Consider the following 19334-nt stretch of genomic DNA (forward strand, 5'->3'; position numbering starts at 1 on the left):
TAGGAGTCTGGGCCGTGTCTCAGTCCCAGTGTGGCCGGTCACCCTCTCAGGCCGGCTACCCGTCAAAGCCTTGGTGAGCCACTACCTCACCAACAAGCTGATAGGCCGCGAGTCCATCCCCCACCAAAAAATCTTTCCACACACAACCATGCGACCATGTATGAATATCCAGTATTAGACCTCGTTTCCAAGGCTTATCCCAGAGTGAAGGGCAGGTTACTCACGTGTTACTCACCCGTTCGCCACTAATCCACCCCAGCAAGCTGGAGCTTCATCGTTCGACTTGCATGTGTTAAGCACGCCGCCAGCGTTCGTCCTGAGCCAGGATCAAACTCTCCGTAAAAAAACAGAAAAACCATCCTGGCCGAAATTGATCAAGAGCATCCATAAAAAATGCTACTGAGTACAATCTCAACCAAACAAACATTTGGCATCAATCACTCGACACGCTGTTGAGTTCTCAAGAAACGATCAGACATTGTCGAAAATGCGATGAAGCATCTTCTTCAAGCTGATTTTCTGGTTCTTCCGAATCTTGGGCGTCAGATCCGTGGATCCTCGCGCGCTTGGCTCCGGAAGGAGTGACCAGCTTAGCTCCGCTCTAGGCGAGAGTCAAACCGGCCTGCCAGCCTGCGGTGCGGCCCCACCTTCCGGTGTTCCCGCCTCCCTGTCGGGCTGACGTCGTAAACATTAGGTGACCATCGCGGAAACTTCCAAATCCGCAGGTCAGAGGCTGTTTTTACTTGATCGCACCTGGGCGCACCCCGACGAAACCAGTACGTCAGTCGGCCAGGATGCCCAGCAGATCCGCACGGGTCAGCACGCCGATCGGTTTACCGCCGTCCACGACCATCAGGGCGTCGTTCTCGGCCAGCTGTGCGCGCATGTGCTCGACCGGTTCGCCGGCACCGACCAACGCAAGCGCCGGCTCCATGTGTTTCTCGACGGAGTCGGCAAGATGGGCCTTGCCGGCGTAGATCGCATCCAGCAGTGCACGCTCGCTCACGGAGCCGGCGACCTCTCCGGCCATAATGGGCGGCTCGGCCTTCACGACCGGCATCTGCGAGACGCCGTACTCGCGCAGGATCGCGATGGCGTCCCGCACGGTTTCGTTCGGGTGGGTGTGGACGAGCGCAGGCATGTCGCCGCTCTTGGCCGCCAGCACATCGCCGGCGGTGCGGCTCTCCTGCCCCCGCATGAAGCCGTACGAGGACATCCAGTTGTCGTCGAAGATCTTCGACATGTATCCCCGCCCGGAGTCGGGAAGCAGGACGACCACGACCGCGTCGGAGGGCAAGTCCTTCGCGTGACGCAACGCGGCCACGACGGCCATGCCGCACGACCCGCCGACCAGCAGGCCCTCCTCCAGGGCCAACCGGCGCGTCATCTCGAAGGATTCGGCGTCGCTCACGGCGATCACGTCGTCGACCACCTTCGGGTCGTAGGCACGCGGCCACATGTCCTCACCCACGCCCTCCACCAGGTAGGGCCGTCCGGTGCCCCCGGAGTACACCGAGCCCTCGGGGTCCGCGCCGATGATCCGGACCCGTCCGCCTTCCCGATCGGCGGAGATCTCACGCAGGTAGCGGCCGGTGCCGGTGATCGTGCCTCCGGTGCCGATGCCGGCGACGAAGGAGGTGATCCTGCCGTCGGTGTCGTTCCAGATCTCCGGGCCGGTCGTCTCGTAGTGCGACGCGGGCCCGTTCAGGTTGGAGTACTGATCCGGCTTCCAACCACCCTCGGTCTCCTGGGCGATGCGGTCGGACACGCTGTAGTAGGAGTCCGGGTGCTCAGGCGCCACTGACGTGGGGGTGACGATGACCTCCGCCCCGTAGGCGCGCAGCACGTTGCGCTTGTCCTCGCTGACCTTGTCCGGGCAGACGAAGATGCACTTGTAGCCCTTGCGCTGTGCGACGAGGGCCAGACCGACCCCCGTGTTGCCTGAGGTGGGCTCGACGATGGTGCCACCCGGCTGCAACTCTCCCGACGCCTCGGCAGCCTCGACCATCTTGAGCGCGATGCGGTCCTTCACCGACCCGCCCGGGTTCATGTACTCGACCTTGGCCAGCACCGTGCACGCGACGCCGTCCGTGACGCTGTTGAGCTTGACCAGAGGTGTGCCGCCGACGAGGTCCACGATGTGCTCCGCATACTTCATGCCGCGAATGTCTCACATCGTGGTCGGAATACGAAGTAGCGGTCACGTCGCCCGGCTGCGGGACGTTGACCTGTGAGCACGCGTCCGGGGACCCGTGGTGAGAGGATCCACCGAAAGCGAAGCAACCGAATCGAACGGGGTGAGGCATGACCGGGGCACGCAAGATCGCTTCCACTGCGGCGTACGCAGGATCGATCGGGGCCGCCGGCCTGGCAGGTGTCGGTCTTGGCGCGTACGGGCTGCTGCGGATCGAGGCGATGATCGCCCGTCGGGTCGTCGGCCAGCCCTTCGAAGGAGCGCCGGAGGACTCCGGCACCTACGGGCACGCACCCGGCGCGCCGGTCGAGTTGCTCGTCGTCGGCGACTCCACCGCCAAGGGGATGGGTGCCGACCGGTCGACCCAGACCGTCGGTGCGATCGTCGCCACCGCGGTTGCCGCCATTGCGGGACGTCCGGTGCACTTGACCAACGTCGCGTCCGTCGGAGCGATCTCGACCGACCTCGGCGCCCAGGTGGAGCGCGCCCTCGAACTCGTCGACCGACCGCACGTCGCGCTGATCATGATCGGCGCGAACGACGTCACGCGCAGTGTCCAGCGCGCCACCTCGATACGCCACCTCGCCGCAGCCGTCGCAGCCTTGCGCGCGGTCGGGTGCGAGGTCGTCGTCGGCACCTGTCCCGACCTCGGAGTGATCGAACCCGTCCCCCAACCGTTGCGCTTCCTGACCCGCAAGTGGTCGCGTGACCTCGCCGCAGCCCAGACCGTCGCGGTCGTCGAGCACGGCGGCCGCACGGTGTCCCTCGGCGACCTGCTCGGTCACGAGTTCGAGCAGACGCCGTCGGTGATGTTCAGCAAGGACCGCTTCCATCCCTCCGCAGCCGGCTACGCGCGCGCGGCATCGGCGTTGATCCCCTCCGTGTTGGACGCGCTCGGCCAGGCCTCGACCGACACCGGCCGTGCGCCCGATCGCCGCCGCGGAGAGAGCATCGGTCCGGTCTCCGTCGCGGCGATGCGAGCCGTGCGAGATCCGGGAACCGAGGTCAGCGCCACCGCGATCGGCGGACAGGAGTCGGGCCACCGCGGACGCTGGGCGGTGCTGTTGCGACGCCACCATGAACCGCTTCCGGCCGCCGTCGAACCGCCTGCGCCGGACGCATCCGTGACCGGGATGAGCGACGACGAGACGCCCGTCACATCGGACGTTACCGAGTCGTAGACTCGGAGGAAGCCCCGGCACCACCGCGCCCGCGCGTGCCGTGAACCCACCGACATCGGAGGACCCATGCCCGAAGCAGTCATCGTCTCGACCGCCCGCACGCCGATCGGTCGCGCATTCAAGGGTTCGTTGAAGGACGTCCGCCCGGACGACCTCGCGACCCAGGTCGTCCAGGCCGCACTGGCCAAGGTGCCGAATCTCGACCCGACGTTGATAGACGACCTCTACCTCGGTTGCGCCGAGCCCTGGGGCGAGCACGGCAACAACATGGCACGCGTCGTCGCGGTGCTGGCCGGCCTCGACACCGTTCCCGGTGCGACCGTCAACCGCTTCTGCTCCTCATCGGTGCAGACCACACGCATGGCGTACCACGCGATCAAGGCCGGCGAAGGTGACATCTTCGTCTCGGCGGGCGTCGAGTGCGTGAGCCGTTACCTCGACTTCTCCAGCGCCGGTTCGTCGCGCGAGGACATCCAGAACTCCAAGTTCAAGGACTCCGTGGCTCGCACGGCGAAGATCGCAGCCGAGAACACCCCCTGGACCGACCCGCGCGACGAGGGCATGCTGCCCGACGTCTACATCGCGATGGGCCAGACCGCCGAGAACGTCGCGACCTCGCGCGGCATCAGCCGCGAGCGCCAGGACGAGTGGGGCGTCTCGAGCCAGAACCGTGCAGAGCACGCCATCAAGGACGGCTTCTTCGAGCGCGAGATCGCGCCGGTGACCCTGGCTGACGGCACCGTCGTCTCCACCGACGACGGTCCACGTGCCGGCGTCACCCTGGAGAAGGTCTCGAGCCTGCAGCCGGTGTTCCGGGAGAACGGCACCGTCACCGCAGGTAACTGCTGCCCGCTGAACGACGGCGCCGCAGCGGTCGTCGTCATGAGCGACACCAAGGCCAAGGAACTGGGTCTGACGCCGCTCGCTCGCGTCATCTCCACCGGCGTCTCGGGCCTCTCCCCCGAGATCATGGGCCTCGGCCCGGTCGAGGCGTCCAAGCAGGCGCTGAAGCGCGCCGGTATGACGATCGGCGACATGGACCTCTACGAGATCAACGAGGCGTTCGCCGCTCAGGTGCTGCCCTCGGCCGACGACCTCGGCATGGATTTCGACAAGCTGAACAAGTTCGGTGGCGCGATCGCCCTCGGCCACCCGTTCGGCTCCACCGGCGCCCGCATCACGACGACGCTGCTCAACGGCCTGCAGACCGTCGACGGCACCTACGGTCTGGAGACCATGTGTGTCGGTGGCGGCCAGGGCATGGCGATCATCTACGAGCGTCTGTCCTGATCGACCCCAGACCCGAGGCGGTACGCCTCGAACTCGGACGCGTGGTCCGACGGTGGCAACAGCTGCCGTTGGACCGCGCGTCCGCGCTGTGTCCGCGGGTTCGTGCGTCGGCACGTGCGTTGTTCGACCTCAGCGGCCCGACCGACGACTTCGCGGAGCTGGGACCGGTCGCGACCATGGACCAGTTGAAGGTCGCGGCGTACGACGCGTCCGCGTCCGGGCACGGCGACGCGGCGGCGCAGGAACTCCTCCGGCTACGTCACGCCATCGGCTGAACGCACCGACGAAGAAGGCCCGCACCAAAATGGTGCGGGCCTTCTTGATGCGGTGGTGATCAGTCGCGGCTGATCGCGAGCAGGCGCAGCAACTCCAGGTAGAGCCACGCGATCGACACGATCAGACCGTGAGCCAGCAGCCACGAGGTCTTCTCCGGCACACCGGCATTGGCGGCGTACTGGATGGTGTCGAAAGCGATCGCCAGCGAGTACGACGCAAGGGCGACAGCGAACAGGCACAGGATCATGCCGAAGGTGCCCATGCTGAAGAACCCGAACTGGTCGAGGACACCGGTGAACTGCAGCACCAGGTTGACCATGGCGAACAGGAAGTAACCGAGCGCGGCGAAGGCGAAGATCTTGCGGGTGCGGTCGTTGACCTTGATCAGGCCGAACTTCCAGCCGGCGAACATGCCGGCGAACACGCACAGGGTCGCCAGCACCGCCTGCGGGACGACGCCGTTGAACATCGTGTTGAAGAACTGGCTGATCGCACCGAGGAAAGCGCCTTCGATGACCGCGTAGGCCACGATCAGGGGCACCGAGATCGTCTTCTTGAAACTGATCACGAAGCCCAGGACGATGCCGGCGATCATGCCGCCCATCCAGATCGCCATGCCGGCCGGACGGTTGTTGGCCGCGACCATCCAACCCGCACCGGCGCTGATCAACAGCAGACCGAACAGGCCGAGCGACTTGGCGACGACGTCGTCGAGCGTCATCCGCCGACCGGTGGCCTCCGGTACCATCGGCGCTCCGAACTCAGGGCTGCCGTAGCCGGGAGCCTGCGGTTGCTGCATCGCGTTCGGGTTCATCTGGCCGTACTGGCCCGGCGTTCCGTAAGCCTGCTGGCTGTTCTGCGGACCCGCATAGGGGTCGCCCTGGCCGTACTGTCCGTACTGCGGCTGCTGGCGGTTGCCGAAACCGGCATACTCACCGCGCTGCATGTCTTTCTCGAACCGGTCGAACACCGGGTTGGTTGCCATCGCTCTCCTCCGTCGACGATCGCGTCCCACGGGGTGTGGGCTCAGTTCTCTACACAAGTAAAGCGTTCGGATGTGCGAAATCATCCCCGCGCACACCGCGATTGTGGATCGTGACCGCCTCGAGACAGTGCCCCCGACGGGACTCGAACCCGCACTGAAGCGCTTTTAAGGCGCCTGCCTCTGCCATTGGGCTACGGGGGCAGACACAGATTAGACGGTCAGTGCGAACTGCCCTGCCATGCCAGTGGTGGCACCTGGATGACCACACGGCCAGGCGCGCGCAGGCGGGGCGCCCCGTGGTCGGCGCGAGGAACGAGCTCCGACCACGACCGGCGCAGGAGCCGGTAGAAAACATCCCGGTTCGAGTCCGGTCGGGGCACTCAGTTGTTCGCGATGGAGAGGGCGATTCCGTCGAGGATGTCCTTCTCGCTGGTGACCGTGTGCTCGATCGCGCTGTGCTCACTGACCCGCTGGACGATGGTGCGCCAGATCAGGGACCCGGCGCCGATGACGTCGACCCGGCCGGGATGCATGAACGGCATGGCCGCCCGCTGCTCCCGGGTGGCGGTCAGCAGTTCGGTGGCGGAGCGTTCGACGTCCCCGATCGGGATACGTGCGCCGTGGATCGCTGACTTGTCATAGGTCGGCAGGTGCAACGCGTTCGCGGTGATCGTGGTGATGGACCCGGCGAGACCGACCAGCGACCCGATGCCGTCGAATCCGACCGCGTCCTGCGCCTCGTCGATCGCAGCGTTGATGTCGCGCAACGCGCCCTCGATCTCGTCCGGGGTGGGCGGGTCGGACTTCAGGTGGCGTTCGGTCATCCGGACGCATCCGATGTCCATCGAGATCGAACGCTCCACCTCGTCGGTGCCGCGCACGAACTCGGTCGAGCCGCCGCCGAGGTCGACGACGAGGTATGGCGACGCAGCGTCCTGGGCGATGAGATCGCCGGTGGCGCCACGGAAGGACAGCGAGGCTTCTTCGAGCCCGGAGACGACCTCCGGAGCGATGCCATAAGCGGCGAAGGCCGCGCGCACTCCGTCGATGAAGTCCTGCGCGTTGGACGCATCACGGGAGGCGGATGTCGCGACGAAGCGCACCGCCTCCACGTCGAGTTGTTCGCAGACCTTGGCGTAGTCGTTCGCGGCGTCGAGGGTACGTTCCATCGCGTCATCGGTGATGCGACCGGTCATGTCAACGCTCTGCCCCAGGCGCACGATGCGCATCGTGCGCTCGACATCGGTCAGCACGCCGTCGTCGATGTCGGCGACCAGCAGTCGGATCGAGTTCGTGCCACAGTCGACGGCGCCGACCCTCATGCGTTCTCCCGGTGGTCGATGTTGGAACAGCAGCCGTTCTCCCACCAGTTCGGCAGTGCGGCAAGAGCCTTGTCCCCCAATGGATTCACGCCGGGTCCGACGGCGATCGAGTGAGCGACCAGCACGTGCAGACACTTCACCCGGTCGGGCATCCCGCCGGCGGAGATGCCGTCGATCTCCTCGACCTGACCGAGCTCGGTGCGGCGACGCAGATAGTCGTCGTGGGCCGCACGGTAGGCGGAGGCGAGTTCGGGATCGTCCTTGAGTTCCTGCGTCATCTCGCGCATCATCCCGTTCGCCTCGAGCGTGCTGATCGCTCCGGTCAGGCGCGGGCAAGTCGCGTAGAACGAGGTCGGGAACGGCGTGCCGTCGGGCAGCCGCGGCAGGGTGCGGACGACGGTCGGGCAGCCGCACGGGCAGCGTCCGGCGATCTCGACGACACCCCGCGGGAGGCGTCCGAGTTGGCGTTCGACGGCGTCCAGATCCGCTCGGTCGCTGTCGGGGTGGCTCTCTGCGGTCACTTCTTGTCGCCCCGGTTGGCCGCGAGTGTCGACTGCCACACCTGGCCGTACCAGGGGTTGGTGGAGACCTTCTTGCCCGACGGGTCGACGGTGCCGACCGGCTTGCCGTTCTCGTCGACGAGGACGGTCAGCGTCTCTCCTGGGCTGACGAAGCCGAGGCGGTCACGTGCCTGCTGCTTGACGAACTTGGGGTCGTTCGTCCACTTCTTGAGTTCGGTCTCCTTGGTGGAGACGTCCTTCTGCTTCTGGGTGACCTGCGCACCGAGCTCGTTGATCTGGTGCTTCTGCTGCAGGTAACTGTTCAGCGTGGGCGTGATGATCACGGCAAGGAAGAGCAGCAGGACACCGAGGATCGTCATCCTCTTCATCGACTGCGGACGCCGACGAGTGCGCTCGCGTATCGCGGCGAGACGACCGGTGGCCGAACTGCCGCGCGAGGCGTCGCGGTGTTCCGGACGCGTGCTGCCCCGCCGCGCGGCGGCAGGACGAGACGTCGACCTACCGCGGTCACGGCCGTTGTTTCGACCGGCGGGTCGCGAATCGCGAGTCATCGGAACAACTTTCGTCGAATCTCTGGGTCGGTCGGGTCAGGGTGTGACTCGGCTCGGGCGCCGCGAACGACGCCCGAGCCGGTTCATCACTTCTTCTTGGCGAAACGCGGGAAGGCGGCGGCGCCGGCGTACCTCGCGGCGTCGTCCAGCTCCTCCTCGATGCGCAACAGCTGGTTGTACTTCGCAACGCGGTCGGAACGGGCCGGAGCGCCGGTCTTGATCTGGCCGCAGTTGGTGGCGACGGCGAGGTCGGCGATCGTGACGTCCTCGGTCTCACCGCTGCGGTGGCTCATCATGCAGCGGTAGCCGCTGCGGTGGGCCAGGTCGACGGCATCCAGCGTCTCGGTGAGCGAGCCGATCTGATTGACCTTCACCAGCAGCGCGTTCGCGGTGTCGGTGTCGATACCGCGCTGCAGGCGCTCGGGGTTGGTGACGAACAGGTCGTCGCCGACCAGCTGCACCTTGTCGCCGAGTTCGGCGGTCATGGCCGCCCAGCCGTCCCAGTCCTCCTCGTCCAGCGGGTCCTCGATCGAGACCAGCGGGTAGGCGTCGACCAACTCGGCGTAGTACTTGATCATGTCCTTCGAGGACTTCTTCTTGCCCTCGAAGGTGTAGCCCTTCTTGTCGCCGAACTCGCTGGCCGCGACGTCGAGCGCGAGCCCGATGTCCTTACCCGGCTCGTAACCGGCGGCCTTGATCGCCTCGATGATGAGGTCGAGTGCGGCGCGGTTGGACTCCAGGTTGGGGGCGAAGCCGCCCTCGTCGCCGAGGCCGGTGGACAGCCCCTTGTCGTGCAGCACCTTCTTGAGGGCGTGGTAGACCTCGGTACCCCAGCGCAGACCCTCACGGAAGGAGTCGGCGCCGATCGGGGCGATCATGAACTCCTGGATGTCGACATTGGAGTCGGCGTGCGCTCCACCGTTGAGGATGTTCATCATCGGGACCGGCAGCACGTGGGCGTTCGGGCCGCCCACGTAACGGAACAGTGGCAGGCCGGCCGACTCCGCTGCCGCCTTGGCGACCGCGAGCGAGACGCCGAGGATCGCGTTCGCGCCGACCTTGCCCTTGTTGGGGGTGCCGTCCAGTTCGATCATCTCGGTGTCGATGAGGCGCTGCTCGTCGGCGTCGTAACCGAGCAGGGCCGGCGCAAGCTGCTCGACGACGGAGTCGACGGCGTCCTCGACACCCTTGCCGAGGTAACGCTTCTTGTCCCCGTCGCGGCGCTCGACGGCCTCGAACTGACCGGTGGACGCTCCGGACGGGACCGCAGCGCGGCCGAGGGCGCCGTCGTCCAGGACGACCTCCACCTCGACGGTCGGGTTGCCGCGGGAATCGAGGATCTCGCGGGCGATGATGGCGTCAATGCTGGCCAAGACAGGCTCCTGAACTATGGAAGTCACGGATACGACTCCACCCTAACGGCGTGCGGTTGTACGGGCAGGTAGCGACAGGCTCGATGCCTGTGGCAGCCGGCTCAGCCGGAAGCGAGGCGGCGGACGGCGATCCGCAGAGCCTGGTCGGCGTCGACGCCCTCGGCGCGCGCCCGAGCCACGAGAGCGAGCAGCCGGTCGCCGATTCCGTCGCCCGTGAGCACATCCTGGTGACCGGCGCGCTCGCGACGCGCGAGCACCTTGTCGGCCACGATGAGGGTCGACAGCGACTTGGGGATGCCTTCGAGCAGCGGCGTCTCACTGTCCGCACGCTCGGCCTTCTCCGCCACCTTGATCTGCTCCCAGGCCGCCTCGACCTCTTCGGGCGTGGACGCGTCCCCGTCGGCGAAAACGTGGGGGTGACGCCGAATCAGCTTGTCCACCAAGCCTGCTGCGACGTCGTCGATGTCCCAAGGGTCGTCCGGGTCGTCGGCGGCGATACGGGAGTGGAACAGCACCTGCAGCAGGACGTCGCCGAGTTCCTCGCGCAGATGTGTTCGATCCGCGGAGTCGATGGCCTCGACGGCCTCGTGAGCTTCCTCCAGCAGGTATTTGGCCAGGGACTCGTGGGTCTGCTGCGCATCCCAGGGACAACCGCCGGGCGAGCGAAGGGTGTCCATCACGGCCACGGCATCGGCAAGGCGAGCGCCGGGTTGGTCCCACGAGCCGACGAGCATCTCGACCGGGGCAGGATCGGCCGCCCGGGTCAGCTCGCCGGCGAGGGTATCGGTGAGCCCGGGATCTCCGTCCGGGGAGACGATCCAGACGACCTTCTGCCCGACTGCGCGCTGCGCGAGCTCGCGACCGAGCTCCATCGTCGATGCGGTCTGTGAATCCTCGACGGCGACACCGGAGCTCGCGATCGCGCTCGCCACCGGGTCGTCGACCGAGGCGGCCAGCACGAGGTCGGCGTCGTCGAGTGCACGCCAGGCGTCTCGCGTCAGCACGCCGGCCGGGACACGCGGACTCGTGACCAGCAGCGTCAGGCTGCCGGTGTTGTCACCGGGCACCGGGTTGCCCGATCAGCGCGCCTGCTCCTGCGGTGCGACCTGCTTGATCCAGTTGCCGGTCTGGGAGACCGGACCCTCGCCCTTCTTCCACGTGCCGTAGCGCGGGTTGAGCTTCACGTCGGCGTCCTTGAACAGCTTCTGCAGCGCGGGGCCGCCCTGCTGAGACTCACGCAGATTGGAGAAGTGCATGCTTCCCTGGACGGTGCGGATCGCGGACTGCGAAGGGTCCTTGACGGTCTTGAACGCTGCCTTCGCGGCATCGATCGAGGAGTAGACGCCGTACTTCTTGGCGATCTGTTCCATCTGCGGACCGAGCACCATGAACACAGCGGCGGACGTGCCGTCGAAGTTGGAGCTCGGTGCTTCCTTGGTGATGTCGGTGACCGCGTCCTGCACCTGTTCGGTGGTGACCTTCTCGCCCTGGTAACTGGCGGCCGTGCCGGGGGACGTGCCGCACCCGGAAAGTGCGGTCGCGACAGCCAGAGCTGCAACAGCGGTGGTGACGCGCATCGTGCGACGAGACATGGGTTCCTCTCCGGGATGATCGAGCGGGTTCATCTTGCCACGAAGGTGTGATTGCACCGATCAGCCCTTGGGGTCGTCCAGCAGGATGCTGCGGATGAGGTGCGCGGCCCACTGCAGCACTTCGGTGTTGCGCACCGGCTTGCCGCCGACCGGGCTGGTCATCGGCGCCGGCACCAGGATGGTCTTCAGTGCCGGGTTGAGCTTCGCGCCCTTGTACAGCCGCTCGAGCCGCAGCTGCCGGCTCTCCGGAAGCGACTCCACCGGACCGAACCGGATGAACTTGCCCTGCGTCCCTACGTCGCCAATACCTGCCTGACGGGCCAGGACGCGCAGTCGTGCGACCTCGAGCAGGTGCTGCACGGGCTCGGGCGGTGCACCGTAACGGTCGAGGAGTTCCTCTGCGATCTCGGCGAGTTCGTCCTCGGTGGTGACCGTCGCGAGCTTCTTGTACGCCTCCAGACGCAGCCGCTCCCCGGGCACGTAGTCGTGCGGCAGGTGGGCATCGACCGGGAGTTCGATCTTGATCTCGGCCGGGCCGCGATCGGGTTCGTCCCCGCGGAAATCGGCGACGGCCTCACCGACCATGCGGACGTACAGGTCGAACCCGACGCCCGCGATGTGGCCCGACTGTTCGCCGCCGAGCAGGTTTCCCGCGCCACGGATCTCGAGGTCCTTCATCGCCACCTGCATGCCGGCCCCGAGGTCGGTGTGCTGTGCGATGGTCTGCAACCGGTCGTGCGCAGTTTCGGTGAGCGGTTTCTCGGTCGGGTAGAGGAAGTAGGCGTACGCGCGCTCGCGCCCGCGTCCGACGCGTCCACGCAACTGGTGCAGCTGGGACAGACCGAGGACGTCGGAGCGTTCGACGATCAGGGTGTTGGCGTTGGAGATGTCGAGCCCGGTCTCGACGATCGTGGTGCAGACGAGTACGTCGAGGCGCCGCTCCCAGAAGTCGACGACGACGTCCTCGAGACGGTTCTCGGACATTTTTCCGTGGGCGGTACCGATGCGGGCCTCGGGCACGAGCTCGCGCAGTCGAGAGGCGGCCTTCTCGATCGTCTGCACCTTGTTGTGGACCAGGAAGACCTGTCCCTCGCGCATCAGTTCACGTCGGATCGCGGCGACGATCTGCTTCTCGTCGTAGGCACCGACGAAGGTCAGCACCGGGTGCCGCTCCTCGGGCGGCGTTGCGAGCGTGGACATCTCACGGATCCCGGTGACCGCCATCTCGAGCGTTCGGGGGATCGGCGTGGCCGACATCGCGAGCACGTCGACCGCCGTCCGCATCTGCTTGAGCTGCTCCTTGTGCTCGACCCCGAAGCGCTGCTCCTCGTCGACCACAACCAGACCGAGATCCTTGAACTGGATCTCCTTGCTGAGCAACCGGTGTGTACCGATCACGAGATCGACTGCGCCACTTGCCAATCCGTCGATGACCTCGCGCGCTTCTTTGTCGCTCTGGAAACGCGAGAGTGCCTTGACGGTGACCGGGAAGCCGGCGTACCGCTCGGAGAAGGTGCTGAAGTGCTGCTTGACCAACAGCGTCGTCGGCACGAGCACAGCGACCTGCTTGCCGTCCTGGATCGCCTTGAACGCGGCGCGGACGGCGATCTCGGTCTTTCCGTAGCCGACGTCGCCGCAGATCAGGCGGTCCATCGGCACGGTCTTCTCCATATCGGCCTTGACCTCGTCGATCGACGACAGCTGGTCGGGCGTCTCGACGAACGCGAACGCATCCTCCAGTTCGCGCTGCCACGGGGTGTCCGTGGCGAATGCGTGGCCGGGGGTGGCCATGCGTGCCGAGTAGAGCCGGATCAGTTCGCCGGCGATCTGGCGGACGTGTCGACGCGCCCTTGATTTGGTTGTCTGCCAGTCAGATCCGCCCATCTTGTTGAGGGTGGGCGCCTCGCCGCCGACGTACCGGGTGATCTGGTCGAGTTGGTCGGTCGGGACGAACAACCGGTCCCCGGGCTGGTTGCGCTTGGACGGCGCGTACTCCAGCACGAGGTACTCGCGGGTCGCGCCGCCGACAGTGCGCTGCATCATCTCGACGAACTTGCCGACACCGTGTTGTTCGTGGACGACGAAGTCTCCTGGGCGAAGTTGCAGCGGGTCGACCTGGTTGCGTCGACGCGACGGCATGCGGCGCATGTCCTTGGTGGAACCGCCTCCGGGCTGGTTCGAACCGATCAGGTCGGACTCGGTGACCAACACGAATTCGCTTGACGGCAGCGCGAATCCACGCCCGAGGGTAGCTACCGCGGTCGTGACGCGTCCCTCGGTGAGGTGCTCGTCCAGCGGCACCTCGTGTTCGATCAGCAATTCGCGGACGCGTTTGGCAAGACCCGGACCGTCGGTGAGGATCAGTGTCCGCAGACCCGCTGCCGCCCAGGTGCGGATGTCGGCGATGGCGGCCTCGGTGTCGCTGCGGTACTGCGGCACCTCCTCGGTGCGGATCGTGACCCGCTCCCCCGGCATCTCGTCCTCGCTGAACTCGATGAGTTCCTCATCCGTCGCGAACGACGACATGGACCACCACGGCAGTCCGTGATCGAGGGCGTGGTCGCGCAGTTCGACCAAGGACCAGTAGGACGCGGTGCCGAGCACGCTCTGCAGGTCGACCGGGATCACGTTGCCGGCAGCGGCGTTGGACCAGCTGGCCTCCAGGAACTCGTTGCTGGTCGCGACGAGGTCGTGTGCACGGGTACGGACGCGTTCGGGGTCGGACAGCACGACGTGAGTGCCCTGCGGCAGCACGTCGAGCATGGTCTCCATCTTGTCGCCCAGCAGGATCGGCGACAGTGACTCCATGCCCTCGACCGAGATGCCCTCGGCGACCTTGTGCAGCATGTCGGCGACACCGGGCAACTGCTTGGCGAGCACCGAGGCCCGCTCGCGTACGTCGTCGGTGAGCAGCAGTTCGCGGCACGGCGGCGCCCACAGTCCGTGTTCGGCGATCTCCATCGAACGCTGGTCGGCGACCTTGAACCAACGGATCTCATCGACCGTGTCACCGAAGAAGTCGACGCGCAACGGGTGCTGTTCGGTGGGCGGGAAGACGTCCAGGATGCCTCCGCGCACCGCGAACTCGCCACGGCGTTCGACCAGGTCGGTGCGGGTGTACGCGGCGTCGACGAGCGCCTTGACGACGTCCTCGAGTTCAGCGTCCTGACCGGCGACAAGGCTCACCGGCACGAGGTCGCCCAGGCCCTTGGCGATGGGTTGCATGACCGCCCGCACACTCGCGACCACGACGTCGAGGGCTCCGTGAGTGACGTCATTCTGGTCGGGGTGCGAGAGCCGGCGCAGAACGGCCAATCGGCGTCCGACGGTGTCAGAGCGTGGGCTCAGCCGCTCGTGCGGGAGGGTCTCCCAACTGGGGAACTCTGCGACCTTGTCCGCGCCGATCAGGCCACGCAGCGCGGTCACCATGTCGCCCGCGTCACGGCCGGTGGCGGTCACGACGAGCAGCGGCGTCCGCGCGCCGGTCGTGTTCATCAGCGCGAGCAACGGCGGACGCAGGCCGGGTGCCGATGCGATGTCGACCATGTTCGCGTTGCCGCGATGACCCAGAACTCGCTTGACCCCCTCGTCCTGAGCGAGCAGGTCGAGCATCGGTTGCAGCGCACTCACAGCGTGGGGACCCTTCGGGCAGACAACACAGAACGCCCCGGATCAGGAAATGACCAGGGGTTGAGCACCCATTCTACGCCTGTCAGCCGGGTGAACAGGCAGCCCGGAACGGCCGGCTCAGCGTGCGTGGACCTTGTTCTGCGCGTCGGCGAGCCCGAGGTCGACCAAGGTCTGTGTGGCGTCCGCTGCATCGTCGATGAGGAAGGGCAGTTCCTTCTTCTCGGTGGCGTTGAAATCTTTCAGCACGAAGCCGGCGACATCCTGTCGTCCGGGCGGTCGACCGATACCGACGCGCACCCGCAGGTAGTCCTTGGTGCCCAATGCGCTTGATATCGAACGCAATCCGTTGTGCCCGCCTTCACCGCCACCCTTCTTCAGGCGCACGTCGGCGAAGTCGATGTCCAGTTCATCGTGGATCACGATCAGCTTCTCGACCGGCACCTTGAAGAAGTTCATCAGTGACTTCACCGGGCCGCCGGACACGTTCATGTACGTCGTCGGACGGGCGATGATCGCGGCCGGACCACCGGGAGCACCGGAGGGCTGCGGGAGACGCACGGACGCACCGAGGGCCTGTGCCCTGTGCGCCTTGAGGGTGGAGCCGGTGCGTCGGGCGATCTCCTCGATCACCATGACGCCGACGTTGTGCCGATTGCCGGCGTATCCGGGGCCGGGGTTGCCGAGTCCGACGATGAGCCAAGGTTCCACGGGCAGTCAGTATGCCGGGTGGCAGGGGAGCGCCGAACGTGCACCCGAAATGCACTGCGGCCCAGGCATCCACTGGATACCCGGGCCGCAGCCGATGAGGTGAAGGTCAGGCGTCCTCGCCCTTGTCGCCCTCGGACTTCTCTTCGCCCTCGCCCTCGGTGGACTCGCCCTCGGCGGCCTCCTCGTCGGACTCCTCGTGCTCGATGCCGGCCTCGGCCTCGGCCTCGGCAAGCTCGGCTTCCATAGCTTCGGCGGAGACCTGCTGGGTGACGTTGACGACGAGCAGTTCCTCGTCGGCGATCAGGGTGACGCCCGAACCGAGCTCGACGTCCTTGGCCAGGATCTGCGAGCCGGCCTCGAGACCCTCGACGGAGACGGTGAACGACTCCGGGATGGCCAGCGCGTCGGCCTCGACCGACAGGACGCTGTTCTCGACGATGACGTTGGTCTCGACAGCAGCCTCGCCCTCGACGTGCACGGGGACGTCGATGGTGACCTTCTCGCCCTTGCGGACGGTGACCAGATCGATGTGCTCAATGAACGGACGCAGCACCTCACGCTGGACGTCCTTGGCGAGAGCGAGCTGCTCCTCACCGTTCGGCATCACGATGGTCAGAACGGCGTTCGGGTTCTTCAGCGCGAGCATCGTGGCGTGGCCCGGAAGGGTGATGTGCACGGGGTCGGCGCCGTGGCCGTAGATGACGGCCGGGATCTGGTCGGCGCGACGGATGCGGCGAGCCGCGCCCTTGCCGAACTCGGTACGGTCCTTCGCCTCGAGGCGGAGGCTGATTTCCTTGGCCATGATCTGTTCCTTAGCGGGAGTCGGGATGAGGGTCGTCCCCTCGGCACGGGAAGCTCGCGCGGGACACAGGTGGGTTCCGTGACGCTACGGGTAGAAGGCTCGACGTCGAGCACTGCTCGATGGAGCTGATTCCACCGCGTCGATCACGGACCGCCTGCATACGCACGCGACGTCCCTCGCCGAGGCAACGCCGACCATCCTACGGGCGCGGCCCGCACCCGCCAAATACGCCCAAATACGATCGGTCAGCCGAGTCCGTCGAACATCGAGGTGACCGAGCCGTCCTCGAACACCTGGTGGATCGCCTCGGACAGCAACGGCGCGATCGACAGCGCCGTGAGCTTGTCGAACTGCTTCTCCGGGGTGATCGGCAGGGTGTCGGTGACGACGACCTCGCGGGCCACCGAGTCCCGCAGTCGCTCCACCGCGGGACCGGAGAAGATGGCGTGCGTAGCCGCGATGATCACGCCGGCCGCCCCGTCGTTCATGAGAGCCTCGGCCGCGTTGCAGATGGTGCCGCCGGAGTCGATCATGTCGTCGACCAGCACGCAGGTGCGGCCCTCGACCTTTCCGATCACCCGGTTGGCGACACTCTGGTTCGGACGCGTGACGTCGCGCGTCTTGTGGATGAACGCCAGCGGCGCCCCGTTGAGACGCTTGCTCCACTGTTCGGCGACCTTGATGCGGCCGGCGTCCGGGGAGACGACCGCGAGGTCCTCGCCCTCGTACTTCTTGCCGACGTAATCGGTGAGGATCGGCAGCGCCTGCAGATGGTCGACCGGACCGTCGAAGAAGCCCTGGATCTGGTCGGTGTGCAGGTCGACCGCCATGAGACGGTGCGCTCCGGCGACCTTGAACATGTCGGCCATCAGACGCGCACTGATCGGCTCACGACCCCGGGACTTCTTGTCCTGGCGGGCGTAGCCGTAGAACGGCGTGATCACCGTGATGCGCTTGGCGGAGGCGCGCTTGAGCGCGTCCACCATGATCAGCTGCTCCATGATGTTGTGGTTGATCGGTGCGGTGTGCGACTGGATGACGAACGCGTCGCAGCCACGGACCGATTCGTCGAATCGCACGTAGGTCTCGGAGTTGGCGAAGTCGCGCGCCTCGGTCGGCACGAGCGTCGTGCCGAGCGAGTCGGCGACCGCCTGCGCCAGCGCGGGGTGAGCACGGCCGGAGAAGACCATCAGGTTCTTCTCGGTGGTGGCCTTCATTCCGCTCATGTGTTCAGTTCCCTTCACTGGTGCTGCGTGCACGGGCGGCCCTGGCAGCCTCGTCCGTCTTGGTTCCGGCACGGCGGCGCTCCACCCAACCGTCGATGTTGCGCTGGCGCCCGCGGGCCACCGCGATCTGTCCGGGCTCGACGTCCTTCTCGACCGCGGAACCGGCACCGACGTACGCGCCGTCGCCGATGGTGACCGGCGCGATCAGCACCGAGTCGGATCCGACGAAGCTGTGCGCCCCGACGTTCGTGTGGTGCTTGGCCACTCCGTCGTAGTTGGCGAAGATCGTGCCCGCCCCGATGTTGGCGCCCTCACCGATCGTCGCGTCGCCGCAGTAGGTCAGGTGCGGCACCTTGGCGCCGTCACCGATCTTGGCGTTCTTGGTCTCGACGAACCCGCCGATCTTGCCGCCGGTGCCCAGTTCGGTGCCCGGACGCAGATAGGAGTACGGACCGACGGTGGCGTCCGCGCCGATCACCGCGAGGTCGACATGCGCACGGACGACGCTGGCGCCGTCACCGACCTCGGCGTCCTTGAGCGTGGTGTCCGGACCGATCTCGCAGTTCTCGCCGACGGTGGTGGCGCCCTGCAACTGACAGCCGGGGTGAATCACGGTGTCGCGTCCGACGGTGACGTCCGCGTCGATCCAGGTGGACTCGGGATCGACCACGATCGCACCCGACTCGCGCATCAGCTTGTCGAGCAGGCGGCGGTTGAGTTCGCGGCCGAGCTTGGCCAGCTGGGCCTTGTCGTTGACGCCTTCGGCCTGGACGAGGTCGGTCAGCACGTCGGCGATCACGCGCCGCCCCCGGGAGACGGCGAACTCGACGACGTCGGTCAGGTACTTCTCCCCCGCGGCTTCGTTGATCCCCAGGCTCGCGAGCGCCTCTCGCAGCAGATCGGCGTCGAAGGCGAAGATGCCCGAGTTGAACTCACGGATCTCCAACTGCTCCGGGGTGCACTGCTTGTGCTCGACGATCGCGACGACGTCGCCGGACTCATCGCGCACGATTCGCCCGTATCCCGTTGCGTCGCTGAGGATTCCGGAGATCACGGTGACGGCGGCGTCGTTGTCGGCGTGGGTGTCGGCCAGGCGGCGGAGCGTGCCGGCCTCGAGCAACGGGGTGTCACCGGTGGTCACGATGACGGTGCCGTGCAGGTGTTCCGGGAGCGCCAGCAGACCACACTCGGCTGCGCGCCCCGTGCCGTAGATGTCGTCCTGGAACGCGACCACGATCTCGGGCAGAGCCTCACGAGCTGCGGCGGCGACCTTCTCGCCCTGAGCCCGGACCACGACGGCGACGTGCTCGGCGCCCGCACCGGAAGCCGCGCTCACCGCGTGACCGACGAGGGTGCGTCCACCGATGCGGTGCAGAGCCTTGTTGATGTTCGACTTCATCCGAGTGCCGTCACCGGCGGACATGACAATGACGGCTGCAAGGGGTGCGCGCACGCGGAGACTCCTGAATGCGGTCGGGAGGGTGGTGTCGTTCCGAGGCCGATGCTACCGCTCCGTCACCTGCCGTTCGTTCGCGCTCGGTCGGTCGGGTCATGCCCGATCACGCAGCGAGTGGAGTCGGCATCCCGGTCGTTCGTGCAAGGACTTCTTCGATTTCTGCAGCCAGGCAGCGATCGGAGTGTCTGCGCGAGCACATCTGTGCCGGTCGATGTAGTTGGCTGGAC

At 66.5% G+C, this 19334-nt stretch carries 16 protein-coding genes, 1 tRNA gene and 1 rRNA gene; 3 read left to right on the forward strand and 15 right to left on the reverse strand.

Annotated features, from left to right (window positions below):
• Both ACYU8W_RS01725 and ACYU8W_RS01730 read right to left on the reverse strand, forming a co-directional pair.
• A 16S ribosomal RNA gene (locus ACYU8W_RS01725) occupies positions 1-343 on the reverse strand; the annotation flags it as partial.
• 438 nt (positions 344-781) lie between these two features.
• Positions 782-2158 (reverse strand): cystathionine beta-synthase, encoded by a 1377-nt coding sequence (locus ACYU8W_RS01730; protein ID WP_499466142.1) that lies wholly within the window; start codon positions 2156-2158, stop codon positions 782-784.
• Positions 2159-2304: 146 nt separating this feature from the next.
• Here ACYU8W_RS01730 and ACYU8W_RS01735 point away from each other — a divergent pair, with 146 nt between their 5' ends.
• The 3 genes from ACYU8W_RS01735 (at position 2305) to ACYU8W_RS01745 (ending at position 4940) form a co-directional block, all read left to right on the forward strand.
• A complete protein-coding gene (locus ACYU8W_RS01735; protein WP_499466144.1) occupies positions 2305-3375 on the forward strand; it encodes an SGNH/GDSL hydrolase family protein in 1071 nt (356 codons plus the stop codon).
• A gap of 66 nt (positions 3376-3441) precedes the next feature.
• Positions 3442-4665, forward strand: coding sequence for an acetyl-CoA C-acetyltransferase (locus ACYU8W_RS01740; RefSeq protein ID WP_499466146.1), 1224 nt, complete (start codon positions 3442-3444; stop codon positions 4663-4665).
• Between the two features lie 41 nt (positions 4666-4706).
• The gene (locus ACYU8W_RS01745; protein ID WP_168990124.1) at positions 4707-4940 is read left to right on the forward strand and encodes a hypothetical protein; all 234 of its coding nucleotides are present in this window, start codon (positions 4707-4709) and stop codon (positions 4938-4940) included.
• 59 nt (positions 4941-4999) lie between these two features.
• Here ACYU8W_RS01745 and ACYU8W_RS01750 read toward each other — a convergent pair whose 3' ends face one another.
• From ACYU8W_RS01750 to glmU, 13 genes are all read right to left on the reverse strand, one after another.
• On the reverse strand, positions 5000-5926 hold the full coding sequence (locus ACYU8W_RS01750) for a Bax inhibitor-1/YccA family protein (protein ID WP_499466148.1): 927 nt from the start codon (positions 5924-5926) through the stop codon (positions 5000-5002).
• 128 nt (positions 5927-6054) lie between these two features.
• Positions 6055-6127, reverse strand: a tRNA-Leu gene (locus ACYU8W_RS01755).
• A gap of 179 nt (positions 6128-6306) precedes the next feature.
• A complete protein-coding gene (locus ACYU8W_RS01760; RefSeq protein ID WP_499466150.1) occupies positions 6307-7248 on the reverse strand; it encodes a Ppx/GppA phosphatase family protein in 942 nt (313 codons plus the stop codon).
• The gene (locus ACYU8W_RS01765; protein ID WP_499466152.1) at positions 7245-7769 is read right to left on the reverse strand and encodes a DUF501 domain-containing protein; all 525 of its coding nucleotides are present in this window, start codon (positions 7767-7769) and stop codon (positions 7245-7247) included. Before ACYU8W_RS01765 ends, ACYU8W_RS01760 begins: the two co-directional genes overlap by 4 nt.
• Positions 7766-8128: an FtsB family cell division protein gene (locus ACYU8W_RS01770; RefSeq protein ID WP_211345214.1), complete on the reverse strand. Its 363-nt coding sequence runs from the start codon at positions 8126-8128 to the stop codon at positions 7766-7768. Before ACYU8W_RS01770 ends, ACYU8W_RS01765 begins: the two co-directional genes overlap by 4 nt.
• 278 nt (positions 8129-8406) lie before the next feature.
• On the reverse strand, positions 8407-9693 hold the full coding sequence (gene eno / locus ACYU8W_RS01775) for a phosphopyruvate hydratase (RefSeq protein ID WP_141929198.1): 1287 nt from the start codon (positions 9691-9693) through the stop codon (positions 8407-8409).
• Between the two features lie 101 nt (positions 9694-9794).
• The gene (locus ACYU8W_RS01780; RefSeq protein ID WP_499466155.1) at positions 9795-10760 is read right to left on the reverse strand and encodes a nucleoside triphosphate pyrophosphohydrolase; all 966 of its coding nucleotides are present in this window, start codon (positions 10758-10760) and stop codon (positions 9795-9797) included.
• Positions 10761-10772: 12 nt separating this feature from the next.
• A complete protein-coding gene (locus tag ACYU8W_RS01785; RefSeq protein ID WP_141929200.1) occupies positions 10773-11285 on the reverse strand; it encodes a hypothetical protein in 513 nt (170 codons plus the stop codon).
• A 60-nt stretch (positions 11286-11345) separates the two neighbouring features.
• Complete coding sequence (gene mfd / locus ACYU8W_RS01790; protein ID WP_499466628.1) at positions 11346-14897, reverse strand: transcription-repair coupling factor; 3552 nt, start codon at positions 14895-14897, stop codon at positions 11346-11348.
• Between the two features lie 135 nt (positions 14898-15032).
• Positions 15033-15629 carry an aminoacyl-tRNA hydrolase gene (gene pth / locus ACYU8W_RS01795; protein ID WP_499466629.1) on the reverse strand — a complete coding sequence of 199 codons (597 nt, stop codon included), beginning with the start codon at positions 15627-15629 and terminating at the stop codon, positions 15033-15035.
• A gap of 100 nt (positions 15630-15729) precedes the next feature.
• The gene (locus ACYU8W_RS01800; RefSeq protein WP_499466157.1) at positions 15730-16425 is read right to left on the reverse strand and encodes a 50S ribosomal protein L25/general stress protein Ctc; all 696 of its coding nucleotides are present in this window, start codon (positions 16423-16425) and stop codon (positions 15730-15732) included.
• Between the two features lie 245 nt (positions 16426-16670).
• Positions 16671-17651 carry a ribose-phosphate diphosphokinase gene (locus tag ACYU8W_RS01805; RefSeq protein ID WP_141929203.1) on the reverse strand — a complete coding sequence of 327 codons (981 nt, stop codon included), beginning with the start codon at positions 17649-17651 and terminating at the stop codon, positions 16671-16673.
• Between the two features lie 4 nt (positions 17652-17655).
• Positions 17656-19104: a bifunctional UDP-N-acetylglucosamine diphosphorylase/glucosamine-1-phosphate N-acetyltransferase GlmU gene (gene glmU, locus ACYU8W_RS01810; protein WP_345770818.1), complete on the reverse strand. Its 1449-nt coding sequence runs from the start codon at positions 19102-19104 to the stop codon at positions 17656-17658.
• Positions 19105-19334 lie beyond the last annotated feature (230 nt).

It is taken from the genome of Yimella radicis, from assembly GCF_054778255.1.